We start from the raw sequence: 18,659 nt of genomic DNA, 5'->3' as shown, positions 1-18,659 counted from the left end.
GGTTTAACGGGGCGCCTAAGATCAAGATCAAAAGCAGATCAAAAGCAGATCAAGAGCGGCTCGCTTCGCATCGTGGTTAGCGTTGACGGCGTTGGGTCAGTAACCGACCGTAAAGCGCTGGCGCGAGTGCTTCGGTGTTTCCACTTCATCCAGCATGGCGATGGCGAAGTCCGCAAAACTGATCGAGCTGTTGCCGTCACTGTCCACCAGCAGATCATCCGTGCCCAGGCGGAATTCGCCGGTGCGCTCGGTGCCGTCGAACAGGGCCGATGGCGACAGGAAGGTCCAGTCCAGCTCCTTTTCCTGGCGCAGCGTTTCCAGGAATTGCGCCCCGGCACTGGCTTCAGCTTTATATTCAGCCGGGAACCCTTCGCTATCGATCACGCGCCCGCCACCGGGCAACAGCAGTGAACCGGCGCCGCCGACCACCAACAAACGTTTCACACCAGCCTTTTTCACCGGGCCGATCACGGCGCTGGCGGGAAGCGTGGCGAAGTGCGCCGCGCTGATCACCACGTCGCTGCCGCTGATGGCGTGTTGCAAGGCTTCGGCATCCAGGGCATCAACCTGTTTGACCGTAACGCCAGGACGCACAGCCAGCTTGTCGGTATTGCGGGCGATGGCGATGACGGTATGCCCGCGGCGCAGCGCTTCTTCCAGCAGTTGGCTACCGGCGCGGCCAGTGGCACCAATGATTGCGATCTTGCTCATGATGTTCTCCAACAGGGTTAAGGTTTAAAGCCAGTTACCACTTCATTTCGCCCTTGGCGACTTTGGCGCTCAGTTCCAGCGAGCTTTCGTCGGCGAGGGTGGGGTAGCGTTTTTTCATGGCCGCAATCAGGGCGGCGGAGTCCTTGGCCTTGGCGGTTTCGAGGTCGAAGGCCTTGATGTAATCGGCGGTGAAGGTGACCGAGGCCAGCGATGGCGTGCCCAGGTAATGGCCCGGCACCACGGTGTTCGGCTTCAGGTCTTCAATGCGCGTGAGGGTAGCCAGCCAGTCTTTATGGGATTGCGCGCTCTGGGTATCGGCCATCCAGACGTGGATGTTTTCAGCGACCACCACACCACCGACCACGGCCTTGATCGACGGGATCCACACAAAGCTGCGATCTGGCTGCGGGCCGTCAAGGCCAACCACTTCAAGCTGTTGCCCTTCCAGGGTCAGGCTGTGGCCTTTAAGCACTTGCGGCACAAGGGTCTTGGCCGGCTTGTCGGCGCCCATTTTCGGGCCCCAGAAGGCCAGCTTGTCGGCGACGGTGGCGTTGATATGGTCCACCACTGGCTGTGGCGCCAGCACTTTGGCGTCGGGGAAGGCGGCGGTCAGGGTGTCGAGGCCGAAGTAGTAGTCCGGGTCGCCATGGCTGATGTAGATGGTGGTCAGGTGCTTGCCGCTGGCGCGGATCTTCTGCACCAGCTGCTCGGCTTGGCCTTTGCCGAATTGCGCATCCACCAGGATCGCGTCTTTCTCGCCGCTCACCAGCACCGAGCTGACCGGGAAGATCGCGGCTTCGCCTGGGTTGTACACGTCGAGTTTCAGCTCTGCCGCTGCTGCGTGGGCAGCGAAGGCCAGGGCGGCGGTGGCCAGGGTCAAGCGTTTGAAGGTCGAGAACATCGGGCAGCTCCTGCCATCGGTAAGGGATGCACAGAGCTTAGTTGCATAAAACACGACAAAAAATGCGATGCTGGGACATAGTTTGTTTCTAAAATCGGGCAAATCATGGATCGTCTTCAAGCAATGCGCGTGTTTGTCACCGTGGTGGACCTGGGCAGCCAATCCGCCGCTGCCGACCACCTTGACCTGTCGCGCCCGGTGGTCTCGCGCTACCTGGCCGAGCTGGAAGACTGGGTGGGCGCACGCCTGCTGCACCGCACCACGCGCAAGCTCAGCCTCACCGCCGCCGGCGGAGAAACGCTGCCGCGTTGCCGGCAATTGTTGGAACTGTGCGGTGATATGCAGGCCGCCGTCAGCGAGCCCGATGATGCGCCCCGAGGCCTGTTGCGCCTGAGCGTCAGCACTTCGTTCGGCCAGGCGCAGCTGGGCGCGGCGATTGCCGAATACGTCAAGCTTTACCCCTTGGTGACGGTGGATTTGCAGATGCTTGATCGCACGGTGAACCTGGTGGACGAGCGCATCGATCTGGCGATCCGCACCAGCAACGATCTGGACCCCAACCTGATCGCCCGGCGCCTGACCGTATGTCGCTCGGTGGTGTGCGCCACACCGGCTTATCTGCGCGAGCATCCGGCACCGCAGAAAGTCGAAGACCTGGCCCGGCACAACTGCCTGACCCACTCTTACTTCGGCAAGAGCCTGTGGCATTTCGAAGAAAACGGAGAGCACGTGTCGGTGCCGGTCCACGGCAATATCACGGCCAACGAAGCCAGCACGTTAATGCGCGTGACGCTGGCCGGGGCAGGGGTGGCGATGTTGCCCAGTTATCAGGCCGGTGAGCTGATTCGCAGTGGGGAGTTGGTGCGCTTGCTGCCGCACGCCGAGCCGCGACAGATGAATATCTATGCGGTGTACGCCTCACGCAAACACATGCCTTCGGCGCTGCGTAGCCTCCTGGATTTCCTGGTGCTGCGGTTTCCCGAAGAGCCGGTTTGGGACATAGGGCTCTGAGGTGAAATAAGCGCGCTGAATGGCAGCGCATCATGGCAAGTTGCCCTGACTGACCTATGCTTTAAACAGCACCCTGTAGATCCGTTCAGAGGTCTGTGCCATGAGCATCAAAACCAGAAAGTACCTGACGATTTTCACCCTCTGCGCATTGGCGACAGCGCTGTATGGGACTGCCGCCTACCGCGTCGAGCAAACACGCATGCAGCCGGCGGCATTCGCCATCAGCTGCCATCAGGACCAATGCGTTCCCCGCACCGGCAGTTTCAGTGCGCTCAGGTAGGCTGCTCTGCCTTCAGTTGTTCACGAAACGCCTTGGGTGAAAAACCGACCCTGCGGCGAAACAGCCGTGAGAAATTGGTCGGGTCGGAAAAGCCCAGCACCTCGGACATCTCGTTGATGGTCATGCTGGTGTAGGTCAGCAGGCGCTTGGCTTCCAGCAACTGGCGGTCATGCATGATCTGCAACGCCGGTTGCCCACCCAACTCCCGACACGTCCCGTTCAAGTGTGAGACCGAGATACCCAGCTTGTGGGCCAGGTCTTCAATCTTGGGGTGTTCGCGGTAATGCTGTTCGACCAGTTGCGTAAACCGCCGAAAGTACTCACGACCCCGTGGCGCCCGTGGGTGGCGGCGCTGGATCGCCTGGCGGCTGACCCACACCAATAACACGCTGACCAGGGCGTGCAGCATCATGTCCCGTGCCGGTTGGTCATCGGCGTATTCGTCCTGCAAACGTACGAACAGGCTGTTCAAGTAATCGCTGTCCTTGCCCGCCGGGTAGCTGCCGAGTGTGTGCAGGCCATCGACGGTAGAGCCCAGTTGCGCCTGCAAGTGGCTGACCAGCGGTGCCGACAGCGTTACCACAAACCCTTCCACATCCTCGGAAAAACGAAAGCCGTGCACGCAAAGCGGTGGCAGCACTTGTAGGCTCGACTCATTGAGCGTGGTGCGCTGGCCTTCGATTTCCAGTTGTGCCTGGCCTTTGTGCACATACAGCAACTGGCACAGGTCCGCGTGCCGGTGGGGCTGGATTTCCCACTGGTATTCCCGACTGCGCCGGGAAATGGTTTCGCAGTGCAACAAATCGGGAGTCGGCCACTGCTGGCTTTCCCCGTAAAGCTTGAAGACCGGAATCGCGGTTTTGGTCATGGTTTCAATCCGATACTCAGGATAGTGGTTCGGTAATCGCCCCGATTGGCGAAAAGCACAGGTTTTGACGCAGTTTTCACCTTCTTATGAGCCTCACTCAAGTGAAAAATGTCAGCCACAAGAGCAATGACAACTCTTTCACTCCATACGTTCGCGTGAAGCTTGAAGGTCATAAAAATAATGAAAACCCTGAAAACCCAAGTCGCCATTATCGGTGCCGGTCCTTCCGGATTGCTGCTCGGCCAACTGCTGCACAATGCTGGCATCCAGACCCTCGTTCTAGAGCGTCAGAGCGCCGATTACGTACAAGGCCGTATCCGCGCCGGTGTGTTGGAACAGGGCATGGTCGACCTGCTGCGCGAAGCCGGGGTCAGCCAACGCATGGACGCCGAGGGTCTGGTGCACGACGGGTTTGACATTGCCCTCAATGGCCAACTCACTTCCATCGACCTCAAGGCCTTGACCGGCGGCCAGTCGGTGATGATCTACGGCCAGACCGAGGTCACCCGCGACCTGATGGCCGCCCGCGCAGCCGCCGGTGCCATCACCCTGTACGAAGCCTCCAATGTTCAACCCCATGACCTGAAAAGTGAACAGCCCTGGCTGACCTTCGAGCATGAAGGCCAAGCCTTTCGCCTGGAGTGCGACTACATTGCCGGCTGCGACGGTTTCCATGGTGTGGCCCGCCAGTCGATACCGGCGCAAGCGCTGAAGGTGTTCGAACGCGTCTACCCCTTCGGCTGGCTGGGCGTGCTGGCCGACACGCCGCCGGTACATGCCGAACTGGTGTACGCCAAACACGCGCGGGGTTTTGCGCTGTGCAGCATGCGGTCGCCGACCCGCAGCCGTTACTACCTGCAAGTGCCGGTCGAAGAGAAGCTGGAAGACTGGGCGGATGAACGTTTCTGGGATGAACTCAAAAGCCGCCTGCCCGGCTCATTGGCCGAACAATTGGTGACCGGCCCGTCGATCGAGAAAAGCATCGCGCCGCTGCGCAGCTTTGTGGTGGAACCCATGCAGTACGGGCGCCTGTTCCTGCTCGGCGATGCCGCGCACATTGTGCCGCCCACCGGTGCCAAGGGCTTGAACCTGGCGGCCAGTGATGTGAGCACCTTGTTTCGCATCTTGCTCAAGGTGTACCACGAAGGGCGCCTGGACTTGCTGGAAAAATACTCGGCAATCTGCCTGCGCCGAGTGTGGAAAGCCGAGCGGTTTTCCTGGTGGATGACCTCGATGCTGCATCAGTTTCCCCAGGCGGACGCCTTCAGCCAGCGCATTGCCGAGAGCGAGCTGGACTATTTCATCCACTCCCAGGCCGGGCGCAAAACCATCGCAGAAAATTACGTCGGCCTTCCTTACGAGCCTATCGAATAGCCTGCTATCGTATCGAGCATTCCCACCGGTGACCGTTGCCTGTGGGCCCTGCTCGAAGGTTCTGCCGTGACTCACCTCAATCAGCCCGCTCCAACCGTTCCCGCCGTGCGCAGTATCCTGGTCGCGCTGATGATGGCGATCTTCCTGGGTGCCCTGGACCAGACCATTGTCGCCGTGTCCATGCCGGCCATTTCCGCACAGTTCCATGACGTCAACCTGCTGGCCTGGGTGATCTCCGGCTACATGGTGGCGATGACCGTGGCGGTGCCGATCTACGGCAAGCTCGGTGACCTGTATGGGCGCCGGCCCATGATGCTCATCGGCATGGGCCTGTTCACCCTGGCGTCGTTGTTTTGCGGCCTGGCGCAAAGCATGGAGCAACTGGTGCTGGCGCGGGTGCTGCAGGGCATCGGCGCTGGCGGGATGGTCTCGGTGAGCCAGGCGATCATTGGCGACATTATTCCTCCCCGCGAACGGGGACGTTATCAGGGGTATTTCAGCAGCATGTACGCGGTGGCCAGCGTGGCCGGGCCGGTGCTGGGCGGTTATATGACCGAGTACCTGTCGTGGCGCTGGGTGTTTTTGATCAACCTGCCACTGGGCGTCGGCGCCTGGTACGTGGCCCATCGCACCCTGGTGGGGCTGCCGGTGCCGCAGCGCAAGCCGATCATCGATTACCTCGGCACGGTGCTGATGATCGTCGGCCTCACCGCCTTGTTGCTGGGCATCACCGAAATCGGCCAGGGCCATTCGTGGCGTGACGATCAAGTGCTGGGGTTGCTGGCCTGCGCACTGCTGGCGTTAAGCGTGTTTGTGTGGCACGAACGCCGCGCACGGGAACCGCTGTTGCCGATGCACTTGTTTGCCAACCGCAGTGCGGTGTTGTGCTGGTGCACGATTTTCATCACCAGCTTCCAGGCGATTTCCCTGACGGTGCTGATGCCCCTGCGCTACCAGACCGTAACCGGCGCCGGTGCCGACAGCGCGGCCCTGCACTTGCTGCCCTTGGCGATGGGCTTGCCGATGGGCGCGTATTTTGCCGGGCGCATGACCTCGGTGACGGGCCGCTATAAACCGATGATCCTCAGCGGCGCAGTGTTGAGCCCGCTGGCGATTCTCGGCATGGCCTACAGCGCGCCCCAGGCGGTGGCGCTCACCAGCGTCTTCATGTTGTTGTGCGGTATCGCCGCGGGCATGCAGTTCCCGACCTCGTTGGTGGGGACGCAGAACTCGGTGGAGCAGCGGGATATCGGTGTGGCCACCAGCACCACCAACCTGTTTCGCTCCCTGGGCGGGGCAGTGGGGGTGGCCTGCATGTCGGCGTTGCTGCTGGCGCTGTTACACGATTCCAGTTTCGCCCATCTGGCAAGCGGCGCACTGGTGGCCGAAGGCAGTTCCGGCAACGTGCTGCTCGACGGCCTCAACGCCGCACCCGGCCCGGCGCAAGATGCGTTGCGCGGCGAGCTGGCGGTGACGTTCCGGCATTTGCTGATGGTGAGTGCGGCGGTGTCGCTGCTGGGGTTGGCGGCTGCGATAGCGATGCCGAATCGGGTACTGCGCGGCCGTGAAGACAAAGTTAGATAAGCGGACGCGGAGCGTCCCAGGCGGCGTTCCCACGCAGAGCGTGGGAATGATCAGGATCAGGGGCTGTAATACCCCACCGCAACCATGAAATGCCCGCTCTTGCGCACATAGGCATGCTTGTTCTCGACCTTGCCGGTCACCGGGTTTTTCCAGCGGTATTTGTATTCGCCCTGGTCCTGTTCAGCCATCATCTGGAGGATCGGCACACCCACCGGTTTGCCATCCGGGTCCTTGATCTTGGCAAAATCGGTGTTGATCAGGCGCAGGTTGGTGCCATGGGCGACGTAGCGCCGCGTGTTCAGGTCCACCACGAATACGTAGAGATCATCTTGCAGGAAGCCGCCTTGCAAGGAGTTGATCGCCTTGAGCGTGCCGGCTTCATCCTTGACCAACGCCTCCACCGCCTTGTTGCGCAGCGCCCGTGCCTGTTCCGGTGTGGCGCGCGGCAAGTAATAACCGACCGCCAGGATGCGTTCGCCCACGCGCTGATAAAACACGTGTTTATGTTCGACCTTGCCGTCATTCCAGTTCTGCCAGCGGTAGTCAGCCTGCTGGATACCCTGGTTTTCGGGCACCTTGAGCGCGTCCTTGAAGGATTGGCGCAAATCCGGTCCGAGTACCTCGGACACATCGCGACCTATGAGCGCGGAGGAGGGCCCGCCACTGGCCAGCAGTACGCCTTTTGTATCGACCACAAACACATAACGGTCCTGGTCGATGAACTCGCCCTGACGGCTGAAGGCGGCGAACGCCTTGTCACCTTGCTTGTGGTAGTACGCCAAGGCCTTTTCCAGCAGGGCCTTGGCGGCTTGGGCATCCGCTTCCTGTGCCGTGGCGGCATGCACCTGGCTGCAACACAACAGCAGCAGCCAAGTGAATCGGAGCAGTCTCTTCATTTACCCGTCCCTCGTTCTTGTTGGTGTGCCAAGAGCGTAGACGGTTGGCGGCGAATCAGAAGGGTTTGGTCGGCAGGTATTTGCCGTCCAGGGTGATGACCGCACGGGAGCCGCCGTCCGGGTCTTCGACTTTCTTGATGTCCAGTTTGAAGTTGATGGCGCTGATGATGCCGTCGCCGAATTGCTCATGCACCAGGGCCTTCAAGGTAGAGCCGTAGACTTGCAGCATTTCATAGAAACGGTACATGGTTGGGTCGGTCGGCACACCGCTCGGGAAGCTGCCGCGCAGTGGGACGCTTTGCAGCAGGCGGCTGGCGTCCTCGTCAAGGCCGAGTTTGCCGCACACGATGTCGGCCGCTTCCTTGGGCAGCGGGTGCTGGCCGAGCAGGGCTGCGGTGACGAATGCCAGGCTCAGCCCGGTGCCGTCGGTGAGGTCCTGCCACGACAGGTTTTTGCGTGCCTTGAGGTCGATAACGGTGTCGGCCAGGGCCAGGCGTGGGGTTTGAGCGAATTGGGATTGCAACATGGTGACGTCCTCTTGGGTTGATTAGGGTTCAGGCGGCGTGGGCGCGGGTGCTGGGGTGGTCGAGCAGGGAGACGAAGCGCCCGGTGTGCCCGTCCAAAGCGTCAATGCCGCCGGTTTCGATGTCGTACACCCAGCCATGCAGGTTCATCCGGCCTTGTTCCAGCGCCAGGGCGACCGAAGGGTGAGTCTTGAGGTTGGCCAGTTGGGCGACCACGTTTTCGCGCACCAATGAATCCAGGCGTGCAGCGTCCGAGGCATGCGTACGGGCGGCATTGATCACCTTGGCCGACTCGGCATGGCGCAACCAGTTGGCCACGGCGGGCAGGTGGTCCAGGCATTTGCAGGTAGAAATTGCAGTCATCGCGCCGCAGTCCGAGTGCCCGCAAATCACGATGTCGCTGACGCCCAGCACCGCTACGGCATATTCGACTGTGGCCGACACACCTCCCGGCTCCGGGCCGTAGGACGGCACTATGTTGCCGGCGTTACGGATGACGAACAGGTCGCCGGGTTCCTGCTGGGTCAACAGCTCGGGGACTACGCGGCTGTCAGAGCAGGACACGAACAAGGTGCCGGGGCTTTGCGTGGTCGCCAGGTGTTTGAACAAGTCACTGCGAGGGGTAAAGGCTTCACGTTGGAATTTGCGAAAGCCGTCGATGAGATGCTGCATGGTGGTTCTCCTTGCGTCGCTGATGGGGGCAAGGATGGGAGTTTTTGGCTATAGGGTCCAAGACCGGTTTATTATGCTTTCTATAAGTCATGCCTATAGTTGGAGCGCTGCCCATGCTGTTGCGTCATATCCGTTACTTGCTGGCCGTTGCCGAGCACCGCAACTTCACGCGGGCTGCAGAGGCGCTGCACGTGTCGCAGCCGACCTTGTCGCAACAGATCAAGCAACTGGAAGAAAGCCTGGGCGCGCCACTGCTGGACCGCTCCGGGCGCAGTGTCAGCCTGACCGACGCGGGGCAGGCCTATGTGCGTTATGCGCGGCTGGCCTTGCAGGATCTACAAGCCGGCACCCGCGCCATACATGACGTGCAGGACCTGCGCCGAGGGCATTTGCGCCTGGCCATGACGCCGACTTTCACCGCCTACCTGATCGGGCCATTGCTGGCGCGTTTCAACCAGCTGTATCCGGGCATCACCCTGAGCATCGAGGAACTGACCCAAGACCGTATCGAAGCCGCGCTGGGCGAGGACCTGCTGGATATCGGCATCGGCTTTACCGGCGAGCATGGGCTGGAGATCGACTGTGAGGCGCTGTTTGTCGAAGAGCTGAGCCTGGTCGTCAGTGCCAGTCACCCCGAACGCACACAACCGGCCTGGCTCGAACAGCCTCTGGTGCTACTGAACACAGGCTTCGCCACCCGCCGCTACATCGACGACTACTGCCACCAGCAAGGGGTTAAACCGCAGATTGCCATGGAGGCCAATTCCATCAGCGCGATTATCGAAATCGTGCGCAGCACGCCCCTGGCAACCGTCCTGCCCCGCGCACTGGCCGAGGCCCAGGCAGGCCTGCATGCCGTGGCGATTGCCCCACCGTTGCCGCAGCGCACCGCGGCACTGCTGAGCCGCAAGGGCGCATATCGCAGCGCTGCGTGTGCGGCGTTTGTAGCGTTGATCAAGGCGTAGGGCCGGGCTGACGCCCCAGGATCCAAATGTGGGAGCTGGCTTGCCTGCGATGACGGCCGGACAATCAACGCCGATCTATCCGACACCCCGCATTCAAGGCGCAGCCAACCACTGCCCCACAATCCCCGCATACGCCCCCGTCGCTACACTTAAATGCAACCACTGATCTACGTAACTCTTCCAGGCCACATCATCGCGCGGCAACAAAAACGCTTTTTCACTGTACTGCATCGGTTGCTCCGGGTTGACCGCGCACAACCCAGGCTTGAGCTTCTGCTGATAACGCGCCTCGCTGGCGTCGGTAATCATCACATCGGCTTTGCCCGCCAGCAGCTCATCAAAAATCGTCACGTTGTCATGCAGGCGAATCTGCGTCTGGCCCAAGTGCGCACGGGCAAACACTTCGTTGGTGCCGCCCGCTGGTTCGATCACTCGCACCTGGGGCTGGTTGATCTGCTCCACCGTCTGGTAACGCTGCACGTCGGCGCAGCGTACCAGCGGGATCTTGCCGTCGACTCCGAGTGATTGGCTGAAGAAGGCTTTTTTCTGACGTTCCAACGACACGGAAATACCGCCCACCGCGATGTCGCAGCGTTGGGCCAGGAAGTCCGGCATCAGGGTTTTCCAGGTGGTAGGCACCCAGGTGATTTTGGCGTTCAGGCTCTTGGCGAGAGACTCGGCCATGGCAATGTCGATGCCTTCATAGCCGCCGTCGCTGCGCAGCGAGGTGTAAGGCTTGTAGTCGCCGGTGGTACACACGGTGAGGGTGCCGCGCGCAATCACGTCGTCAAGGCGAGATGCAGCGGTGTCGGCCTGGGCGACAGTGGCCAGGCTTGCCAGTACACAGAGGGCCAGAGGCGCTTTCATGGGGTCGAATCCTTGGGGCACGGTCGGGGGCTCATTATTTCCAGCACAGGGCAGGGTGGCAAGGCGCGGTGAATGTTTAGCCAAACTGCAACCAAACTCCGTCAAGCCTGAATTTACCCGCGTATCCCCGCGTGTGACGCTCAAGTCTTTCTATCACTGTGAAGCGCGCATGCACGCTTGCCCCGACATTCACACCGCGACATTGCCGTCTGCGCTTGCGTTCTGGGCTCTGTTCCATTGCCGACACGCGCGCCCGCCAGATACCTCTCTCCTACGTTGATCTACCCCATGGATGACGCGCACCTGTGCGCATCTGCCCGGCGGCGCCTGCGCGCTTGCCTGACGCAAACGTATGAGAATTCCCATGAGTGTTTTTGCCCGCCTGCATGAAGCCCAGACCTTCCTTGAACAGAACCCCGACATTGAGATGTTCGAGCTGTTTATCCTCGATAACAACGGCGTACCGCGCGGCAAGCTGCTGCACCGCGACGAACTGCTGGCGGTGTACGAAAGTGGCCGGCCTCTGCCCAGCACCATCCTCGGCCTGACTATCAATGGCGATGACGTAGAAAACTCCGGGCTGGTTTGGGAGGTGGGGGATATCGACTGCCGCGCCTATCCGATCAGCGGCAGCTTGCAGCGCATGCCATGGCGCTTGATCCCCACCGCGGCGGTGCAAGTCAGCATGCACCCCACCGAAGGCCTGCCCGCCACCGTGGCCGACCCCAGGCACCTGCTGGCCAATGTTATCGAGGCGCTCAAGGCCGACGGTTATTACCCGGTGATGGCGGCGGAGCTGGAGTTCTATCTGCTCGACCAGAAGCCCGACAGCAACGGCCGCCCACAACCGGCGCGGGATGTGGATGGCAAGCGTCCGCGCTCGACCCAGGTGTACGGCCTGCGCGAGCTGGAGCAGATCGAGCCGTTTCTTGCCGACCTCTACAGCGCCTGCAAACTGCAAGGGATTCCGGCGCGCACGGCCATCTCCGAGTACGCGCCAGGCCAAGTGGAAATCACCCTCGAACACCGCACCGACGCGCTGCAGGCGATGGACGAAGCCGTGCGCTACAAACGCTTGGTCAAGGGCGTGGCGCACAAACATGGAATGACCGCCTGTTTCATGGCCAAGCCGTTTGACGACCTGGCCGGTACAGGCATGCACATGCACGTTAGCCTGGCCGATGCCCAGGGCAATAACCTGTTTGCCAGTGAAGCGGCCGACGGCACGCCACTGCTGCGCCAGGCCGTGGGCGGCATGCTCAGCACCTTGCTCGATTCACTGTTGATGTTCTGCCCCAACGCCAACTCTTATCGACGCTTCCAAACCAACAGCTATGCGCCGCTCGCTGCCACCTGGGGCGTGGACAACCGCACCGTCAGCCTGCGAGTGCCCGGTGGCCCGGCACAATCGCGGCATATCGAACACCGCATCTGCGGGGCCGACGCCAACCCCTACCTGGCGGCCGCTGCGATCCTGGCCGGCATTCATCGAGGCATCCGCGAACAGCTCGACCCTGGCGCCCCGGTGCAAGGCAACGGCTACGCCCAGGCCAAGGAACTGTTGCCCACCGACTGGCTGACCACCTTGCGCGCGCTGGAAACCTCCCGCTGGGCACCGGATGCGTTCGGGCGCCAATTCCTCGGCGTTTACCTGGCGGTCAAACGTGCCGAATACCGCCAGTTCATGGGCGAGGTAGGGGAGCAGGATTGGCGCTGGTACTTGCATCAAGCGTGACCGGTTTTAGTGGGGGGCTTTCGACCTTTTTTTCACGTTGCGGCGGTTAAGCTGCGAATCAAGGTCGTTTACTACCGTTTCATTCACATGAGCCCGCGATGTCGCCACAACCTCCATCCTCCATCGAGACCGAATTCACCGAGCGCTATGACCGTGAGCATGCCAGGGGCTGTGGCGACCCGCGTCCGCCCAGGCTGTTGCAGCGCCTGTCGGCGTGGCGCGATGCGCGGTTGGTACGCCAAGCCCTGAAGGTGGCGGGGGAGCCAGGGCTTATCCTCGACCTGGCGTGCGGTTCCGGGCGCTTCTGGCCGGTGCTGGCCGAACACGTCAACCGCGTGATACTGGCCTCGGACAACTCCCAGGCGATGCTCGATCACGCGCGCACTCATCACCCGGGCGGGTTGCTCAAGCGTGTCAAAACATTCCAGGGCTCGGCGTTTTCCATTGGCCTTTCAGCGAATGCGGTGGACTGCATTTTTTGCCTGGATTTGTTTCGCCATGTGCCCGACAGTGATGCGCGACTCATGTTATTGCACGAGTTTCACCGCGTCAGCCGCGACACGGTGATTGTTGCCGTGAACGTGGGCACGCCCGTAGAGAGCGAGTTTCGGCAAGCCGGCTTCAAAATCCTCAATTACCAAGAGTTCCTGCCGGGCTCGCGGCGATGGTGCGTCTACGTTTTGCGTAAGAGAGGATAACGCCCCTTTGTCGGACTATTCTTCATCTCCTGTCGGAGTTTTCATGATGGCGTGTGCACTGCGGATGCTCGCAAGCCCCTTTCGCGATATATACTGCGCGCCATTCTTCAAGGGAGAGCCGTGTGGCCATCGATATTCACTGGATCTGCGACAACGATAGCCTCGGCCAGCATTGCGCCGAATGGCAGCAGTTGCCATTCGTCGCCCTCGACACCGAATTCATGCGGGTCGACACCTTTTACCCTATTGCCGGGCTGATCCAGATCGGTGATGGCGTGCGCGCTTACCTGATCGACCCTCTGACCATCGACAATTGGCAACCCTTGGCCGCCTTGCTGGAGAACCCAGCGGTGATCAAGGTGGTGCACGCCTGCAGTGAAGACCTGGAAGTGCTGTCGCGCCTGACCGGCAGCTTGCCGGTGCCCTTGTTCGACACCCAATTGGCAGCGGCCTACCTCAACCTCGGTTTTTCCATGGGCTACTCGCGCCTGGTGCAGGCGGTGTTGGATATCGAGTTGCCCAAGGGTGAAACCCGCTCCGACTGGCTGCAGCGGCCATTGTCGGAGACGCAGATCAGCTACGCCGCCGAAGACGCGGTGCACTTGGCCGAGGTTTACACCCGTCTGCGCCCGCAACTGTCGGATGACAAATACGCCTGGGTACTGGAAGACGGCGCCGAATTGGTGGCCAACCTGCGCCGCGAGATCGACCCCTACGAGGTGTACCGCGACGCCAAGCTGGCGTGGAAATTGTCCCGTGCCCAACTCGCGGTGTTGCGTGAACTGTGCGCCTGGCGCGAGCAGCAGGCCCGTGCTCGCGACTTGCCGCGCAACCGTATTATTCGCGAACACTCGTTGTGGCCCCTGGCCAAATCCCAGCCGGATAACCTCGCCGCCCTGGGCAAGATCGAAGACATGCACCCGCGCACCGTGCGCCAGGACGGCCAGTTTTTGCTGGACCTGATCAAACGCACCGGTAGCGTGCCCATGGACCAATGGCCGCCTGCCGTGGCTGAGCCGTTACCCGTGGACGCTGCCGCGTTGATCAAGCAACTGCGGGCTTTGGGCCAAACCTTCGCCGAGCGCCTGGACATGGCGCCGGAACTGATGCTGCGCAAGAAAACCCTCGAAGCCCTGGTTAAAAGTGGCTACCCCGATGGGCCTTACCAATTGCCAGACTCGCTGCGTGGCTGGCGCCGCGAGTTGATGGGCCAGGCGTTGCTCGACAGCCTGGCCAATGCCGGAGAACAGCCTTGAAACGTATTTGCTCCATCTACCGCAGCAAGAAAAAAGACGGCATGTACCTCTATGTGCTCAAAAGCGATGCCCTGGAGCGCGTACCCGAGCCGTTGATGGAAGCCTTCGGCAAGGCGCATCACGCCTTTGACATGGTGCTGACGCCTGAGCGCAAGCTGTCGCGCGAAGACATCACCGTGGTGCTGGAAAACCTCGACAAGCAGGGCTACCACCTACAAATGCCGCCAGCTGAGGACGAGTACATCGAGCACTTGCCCGAAGAGCTGCTGCGCCGCAACGACCCGATGTGATCGACCCGTGCCCGGCTCAGGGCACAGTTTCAATGGAATCGTATTAGAGGACGGTGGCCGTAAGGATGCGGGCGGCCGTCTGCACTGTTTTTTCAAAGGTTTGAACCATGCGTGTTCTGATTGCTGAACAGGATCATCCGCTCTACGCCCAATTGCTCAGGGACGCCGCCCCAGACCTCGAAGTGCTGACCAGCGGCGATTCGGCCGAACTCTCGCGCCTGGCCGCCGACTGTCCGGTGTGGCTGGGCCAGCCCGATCTGTTGGCGACCCTGCTGCGCCAGGGCCATCATCCGCAATGGCTGCAATCGACGTGGGCGGGCATCACGCCACTGCTGGCCGACGGCTTGCCACGCGACTATCGGCTGACCCGCGCGGTAGGCATTTTTGGCCAAGTCATGGCCGAGTTTGTCCTCACCTACATGCTGGGCCACGAGCGCGAAGTGCTGGCGCGGTTGGTCAGCCAGGTGGAGCGCAAATGGGATAACCGCATGGGCCAGAGCCTGGCGGGGCGTAAGGCGCTGATCGTCGGCACCGGTGACATTGGCCAGAGCGTGGCCGAGTTTCTGCTGCCGTTCGGCGTGCAGTTATATGGCATCGCCAGCCAGGCCCGCGAGCAGGCACCGTTTATCGAAGTGGCGGGGCTGGACCAGTTGGGCCGGCTGGTGGGGGAGGTGGATTACGTGATCAACCTGCTGCCCAACACGCCTGATACCCATGACCTGTACGACGCGGCGCTGTTCAAGCAATTCAAACCCACCGGTTTGTTTATCAACGTCGGACGCGGCGTGGCGGTGGTGGACGCCGACCTGGTCGAGGCGCTCAAAGAAGGGCACCTGGCCGGCGCGGTGATCGACGTGTGCCGCCAGGAGCCCTTGCCGCAACGCCATCCGTTCTGGACGGCGTGGGGTTTGCTGTTGACCGGGCACAGCTCGGCCCCGACCTCGCCGCCGATGATGGTGGCGTTGTTTGTGCAGAACCTGCGGGCGTATCAGGCCAAGCAAGCGCTGCGCGGGGAAGTGGATTTCGAGCGCGGTTACTGACAAAACGCGGAAAAAAATGTGGGAGCGGGCTTGCTCGCGAATGCAGGGGATCAGTCAACACATTGGGTGGCTGCCACACCGCATTCGCGAGCAAGCCCGCTCCCACATTGAGTGTATGCAAGTCTTAGAGACTGAAGTCACCCTCGGACACCAGCTCGCTCAACGGCTTGCGCGGGCTCGGCATTTCGCGCCCTTGCAGGTACTCCGGCAAACTCGACTTGTCGCCCAGCTTGCCCACCGCCACGGCCGCATGCAGCGCATAACCCTGGGGAATCTTCAGCTCCTTGCGGGTCAGTTCCTGATCGAAGCCGGCCATGCCGTGGGTGTGCCAGCCACTGAGGCTGGCTTGCAGCGCCAGGTGGCCCCAGGCCGAGCCGGTGTCGAAGGTGTGCCACAGCGCCGGGGTTTCTTCTGTGGCGCCGGGGGCGATGAAGTCGGTTTTCGACGCGATAATGACCAGAGCCGACGCATGCTGCGCCCAATTGCGGTTGAATTCATTCAGCAGGCCCAGGAAACGCTCCCAATCCGGCGTGTCACGGCGCGCGTACAGAAACCGCCACGGCTGCGAGTTGTAGGCCGAAGGTGCCCAGCGTGCCGCTTCGAAGAAACTCAGCAGCGTCTCCTGCGGGATGCTCTCACCGGTAAAGGCGCGGGGCGACCAGCGCTCGGTAAATTGGGTGTGGATCGGATAATCGGCAACGCGGGGGTTATTGCTCATGGACAGACCCTGATGAAAAAACCGGGATTCAAAACTACTGCGCCCACCCAGGCCTGACAAGTCTTGCAACACCGTCAGTCGTAAGCGCTTGGCCCCAACGGGCTTGGGCACTAGACTGGCGGCCTTTTCACCTTCCGATACTGATGCAGAGCCATGGCCGCCAAAGTCGAACCTTTCTGGATACGCAAAACCCTTGAGCACCTCGACCAAGAGGAGTGGGAGTCCTTGTGCGACGGCTGTGGCCTGTGCTGCCTGCAAAAGCTCGAGGATGAGGACGACAACAGCGTCTATTACACGCGTATCGCCTGCAAACTGCTCGACCTGAAAACCTGCCAGTGCACCGATTACCCCAACCGCCGTGCCTCGGTGCCTGATTGCATCCAGCTCACGCCGGGCCAGGCCGATCAGTTCAAATGGTTGCCGCCGACCTGCGGTTACCGCCTGGTCAGCGAGCGCAAGGACTTGCCGCTGTGGCATCACCTGGTCTGCGGCGACCGTGACGCGGTGCACCACGAACGCATTTCCCAGTCCGGGCGCATGCTCAGCGAAGGCAGCGTGCCCGAGGACGACTGGGAGGATTACCTGATTTTCCGCGCGGGTTGAACGAGGAGTGTGTATGAAGGTGGCCGCCAAGTGGGCAGCGGGCCTGGTCGTGCTGGCGCTGAGCGGGCCGGGCTGGTGCGCGAAGAAAGTCGACCTGGATTACCACGTCAAGCTGTTGCCCCAAAGCCAGCAGGCCGAGGTGCGCGTCAGCCTGTCCCAAGGCGCGGCGGTGCGCAGCCTGAACTTCGACCTGGGCCGCGACGGTGACTACAGCGACTTCAAGGCCGATGGCCAGTGGCAAATCACGGGCAACCGTGGCCTGTGGCAACCCAGTGCCGACAAGGCCAGCCTGACCTACCGCGTGCGCCTGGCCCATGCGCGCAAGCCCGGCGTGTATGACACACGCATCACGCCCGGCTGGGCGTTACTGCGCGGCGAAGACCTGGTGCCGGCCGCCCGTCTCGACCAGCAAGACGGCGTCGAACTGGTCTCACGCCTGATGTTTGAACTGCCGACGGGTTGGAAGAGCGTCGAAACCGCCTGGCCGCGCATCGGCCAGAACAAATTCCGCATCGACAACGTGTCCCGCCTGTTCGACCGCCCCACCGGCTGGATGCTGGCGGGCAACCTCGGCAGCCGCCGCCTGCGCCTGGGTGATACCGACGTCACCGTGGCCTCGCCCAAGGGCCAGGGGATGCGCCGCATGGACGTGCTGACGTTACTGACGTTTGTCTGGCCCCAGGTGGAGGCCGCGTTCCCGCGCCATCCTGGCAAACTGTTGATTGTCGGTGCCAGTGACCCGATGCGGCGGGGCGCTTATTCGTTACGCGATTCGATCTACCTCAACAGCCGCACGCCGCTGGTTGGCGAAAATGGCAGCAGCCCGTTGCTGCGCGAAGTGGTGCAGGCCATCGGGCGCTTTAATGACCACGACAGCAGTGACTGGATCAGCGAGGGCTTGGGCGAGTACTACGCAATCGAGTTGATGCGGCGTGCCGGCGGTATTACCGATGAGCGCTATGCGGCGATCCAGGCACGGCTGACCAAAGAAGGCAAAGACGTCAGCACCCTCAAAGGCGAGCACGTCAACGGCGCGACGCTGGCGCGTTCGGTGGTGGTATTGCAGGAACTGGACCGTGAGATCCGCGTGAAGACCCACAACAAGCGCTCCCTGGACGATCTGGCGCAGGCAGTGATGCGGGTGAACAGCATCAACACCAAAGAGTTCGTGCAGTTGGCCGAGAGTGTGATGGGTGAGTCTTCGGTGGTACTGGACTCCAAATTACTGCGCTGAGCAACAAAACTGTGGGAGCAAGCCAGCTCCCACATTTTAGATCTTCACAGTCTTGAAGACAGGGATCAGGCTTTAGGTTTCACCGCCTTTTCAGCCGCCACTTCAGCCTTGGTCTTCAGGTTCTTCAACTCTTCCCCGGCGCGCTCGATTTTCGTGCGCACGCTGTTCATTTCCTGGCGACCCTGTTCCAGTTTGTCCTTGAGCGAACTGTGCCCGGTAAAGCCACGAGCCAATGCCACGCCACCAATCGCCACCTGGATCAAGCCGAAAATCCCACCGCGGCGCAGGCCTTTACCCACCATCATCACTCCGCCGGCCACCGAGCCGATGCGCTCCCAGCCATGCACGTTCTGGGTGGGTTGAGGCTTCAACGGTGTGGCTTCGATGATAGGTCGCAAGGTTTTGCTGTCGCTCATGATCAGTCTCCAACAA

The 18,659-nt window shown here is 61.5% G+C and carries 21 protein-coding genes; 12 read left to right on the top strand and 9 right to left on the bottom strand.

Annotated features, from left to right (window positions below; all coding sequences use genetic code 11):
- Positions 1 to 96 precede the first annotated feature (96 nt).
- Positions 97 to 711 carry an NAD(P)-dependent oxidoreductase gene (locus tag AC4PS6_RS13920; protein ID WP_336826891.1) on the bottom strand — a complete coding sequence of 205 codons (615 nt, stop codon included), beginning with the start codon at positions 709 to 711 and terminating at the stop codon, positions 97 to 99.
- 34 nt (positions 712 to 745) lie between these two features.
- Positions 746 to 1,612: an MBL fold metallo-hydrolase gene (locus tag AC4PS6_RS13915; RefSeq protein WP_019818268.1), complete on the bottom strand. Its 867-nt coding sequence runs from the start codon at positions 1,610 to 1,612 to the stop codon at positions 746 to 748.
- Between the two features lie 105 nt (positions 1,613 to 1,717).
- Between AC4PS6_RS13915 and AC4PS6_RS13910 the strand changes: the two genes are divergently transcribed.
- Together AC4PS6_RS13910 and AC4PS6_RS13905 are read left to right on the top strand one after the other, a co-directional pair.
- Entirely contained in the window at positions 1,718 to 2,623 is a 906-nt protein-coding gene (locus tag AC4PS6_RS13910) for a LysR family transcriptional regulator (protein ID WP_014717470.1), read from the top strand.
- Between the two features lie 100 nt (positions 2,624 to 2,723).
- Positions 2,724 to 2,903, top strand: coding sequence for a hypothetical protein (locus AC4PS6_RS13905; RefSeq protein WP_003189580.1), 180 nt, complete (start codon positions 2,724 to 2,726; stop codon positions 2,901 to 2,903).
- Here the strand turns inward: AC4PS6_RS13905 and AC4PS6_RS13900 are convergent.
- Entirely contained in the window at positions 2,896 to 3,771 is an 876-nt protein-coding gene (locus AC4PS6_RS13900; protein ID WP_014717471.1) for a helix-turn-helix domain-containing protein, read from the bottom strand. The two genes, AC4PS6_RS13905 and AC4PS6_RS13900, sit on opposite strands and share 8 nt — an antisense overlap.
- A gap of 189 nt (positions 3,772 to 3,960) precedes the next feature.
- Between AC4PS6_RS13900 and pobA the strand changes: the two genes are divergently transcribed.
- Both pobA and AC4PS6_RS13890 read left to right on the top strand, forming a co-directional pair.
- A complete protein-coding gene (gene pobA / locus AC4PS6_RS13895) occupies positions 3,961 to 5,145 on the top strand; it encodes a 4-hydroxybenzoate 3-monooxygenase (protein ID WP_173877509.1) in 1,185 nt (394 codons plus the stop codon).
- Positions 5,146 to 5,211: 66 nt separating this feature from the next.
- Complete coding sequence (locus AC4PS6_RS13890; protein WP_032873421.1) at positions 5,212 to 6,729, top strand: MDR family MFS transporter; 1,518 nt, start codon at positions 5,212 to 5,214, stop codon at positions 6,727 to 6,729.
- A gap of 56 nt (positions 6,730 to 6,785) precedes the next feature.
- Here the strand turns inward: AC4PS6_RS13890 and AC4PS6_RS13885 are convergent, their stop codons facing one another.
- From AC4PS6_RS13885 to AC4PS6_RS13875, 3 genes are read right to left on the bottom strand one after another with little or no spacing between them, the layout of a single operon-like run.
- Positions 6,786 to 7,625 carry a cache domain-containing protein gene (locus tag AC4PS6_RS13885; RefSeq protein WP_014717474.1) on the bottom strand — a complete coding sequence of 280 codons (840 nt, stop codon included), beginning with the start codon at positions 7,623 to 7,625 and terminating at the stop codon, positions 6,786 to 6,788.
- Positions 7,626 to 7,680: 55 nt separating this feature from the next.
- Positions 7,681 to 8,151, bottom strand: coding sequence for a cyanase (gene cynS / locus AC4PS6_RS13880; protein ID WP_014717475.1), 471 nt, complete (start codon positions 8,149 to 8,151; stop codon positions 7,681 to 7,683).
- A 28-nt stretch (positions 8,152 to 8,179) separates the two neighbouring features.
- Positions 8,180 to 8,821 (bottom strand): carbonic anhydrase, encoded by a 642-nt coding sequence (locus tag AC4PS6_RS13875; protein ID WP_019818265.1) that lies wholly within the window; start codon positions 8,819 to 8,821, stop codon positions 8,180 to 8,182.
- Between the two features lie 113 nt (positions 8,822 to 8,934).
- Between AC4PS6_RS13875 and cynR the strand changes: the two genes are divergently transcribed.
- A complete protein-coding gene (gene cynR / locus AC4PS6_RS13870; RefSeq protein ID WP_014717477.1) occupies positions 8,935 to 9,786 on the top strand; it encodes a transcriptional regulator CynR in 852 nt (283 codons plus the stop codon).
- Positions 9,787 to 9,879: 93 nt separating this feature from the next.
- Here the strand turns inward: cynR and AC4PS6_RS13865 are convergent, their stop codons facing one another.
- Positions 9,880 to 10,653 (bottom strand): transporter substrate-binding domain-containing protein, encoded by a 774-nt coding sequence (locus AC4PS6_RS13865; RefSeq protein ID WP_014717478.1) that lies wholly within the window; start codon positions 10,651 to 10,653, stop codon positions 9,880 to 9,882.
- Positions 10,654 to 11,017: 364 nt separating this feature from the next.
- On the opposite strand from AC4PS6_RS13865, the gene AC4PS6_RS13860 reads away from it, so the two are divergent.
- From AC4PS6_RS13860 to AC4PS6_RS13840, 5 genes are all read left to right on the top strand, one after another.
- The gene (locus tag AC4PS6_RS13860) at positions 11,018 to 12,388 is read left to right on the top strand and encodes a glutamine synthetase family protein (protein WP_014717479.1); all 1,371 of its coding nucleotides are present in this window, start codon (positions 11,018 to 11,020) and stop codon (positions 12,386 to 12,388) included.
- Positions 12,389 to 12,486: 98 nt separating this feature from the next.
- Positions 12,487 to 13,086 (top strand): class I SAM-dependent methyltransferase, encoded by a 600-nt coding sequence (locus AC4PS6_RS13855; RefSeq protein WP_014717480.1) that lies wholly within the window; start codon positions 12,487 to 12,489, stop codon positions 13,084 to 13,086.
- Between the two features lie 122 nt (positions 13,087 to 13,208).
- Positions 13,209 to 14,342 (top strand): ribonuclease D, encoded by a 1,134-nt coding sequence (gene rnd, locus AC4PS6_RS13850; RefSeq protein ID WP_014717481.1) that lies wholly within the window; start codon positions 13,209 to 13,211, stop codon positions 14,340 to 14,342.
- Positions 14,339 to 14,632, top strand: coding sequence for a YcgL domain-containing protein (locus tag AC4PS6_RS13845; RefSeq protein WP_014717482.1), 294 nt, complete (start codon positions 14,339 to 14,341; stop codon positions 14,630 to 14,632). Before rnd ends, AC4PS6_RS13845 begins: the two co-directional genes overlap by 4 nt.
- A 107-nt stretch (positions 14,633 to 14,739) precedes the next feature.
- Positions 14,740 to 15,672, top strand: coding sequence for a D-2-hydroxyacid dehydrogenase (locus AC4PS6_RS13840; protein ID WP_019818262.1), 933 nt, complete (start codon positions 14,740 to 14,742; stop codon positions 15,670 to 15,672).
- Positions 15,673 to 15,796: 124 nt separating this feature from the next.
- Here the strand turns inward: AC4PS6_RS13840 and AC4PS6_RS13835 are convergent, their stop codons facing one another.
- Complete coding sequence (locus AC4PS6_RS13835) at positions 15,797 to 16,390, bottom strand: nitroreductase family protein (RefSeq protein ID WP_003189601.1); 594 nt, start codon at positions 16,388 to 16,390, stop codon at positions 15,797 to 15,799.
- A 153-nt stretch (positions 16,391 to 16,543) separates the two neighbouring features.
- On the opposite strand from AC4PS6_RS13835, the gene AC4PS6_RS13830 reads away from it, so the two are divergent.
- Positions 16,544 to 16,993, top strand: coding sequence for a YcgN family cysteine cluster protein (locus AC4PS6_RS13830; protein ID WP_003172524.1), 450 nt, complete (start codon positions 16,544 to 16,546; stop codon positions 16,991 to 16,993).
- Between the two features lie 13 nt (positions 16,994 to 17,006).
- Positions 17,007 to 18,227: a hypothetical protein gene (locus AC4PS6_RS13825; protein ID WP_019818261.1), complete on the top strand. Its 1,221-nt coding sequence runs from the start codon at positions 17,007 to 17,009 to the stop codon at positions 18,225 to 18,227.
- 65 nt (positions 18,228 to 18,292) lie between these two features.
- Here AC4PS6_RS13825 and AC4PS6_RS13820 read toward each other — a convergent pair whose 3' ends face one another.
- Complete coding sequence (locus tag AC4PS6_RS13820; RefSeq protein ID WP_019818260.1) at positions 18,293 to 18,643, bottom strand: YgaP family membrane protein; 351 nt, start codon at positions 18,641 to 18,643, stop codon at positions 18,293 to 18,295.
- Between the last annotated feature and the right edge of the window lie 16 nt (positions 18,644 to 18,659).

The organism is Pseudomonas sp. DW-iso17, assembly GCF_058725345.1.
This window is presented reverse-complemented; position numbering and strand designations above follow the sequence as displayed.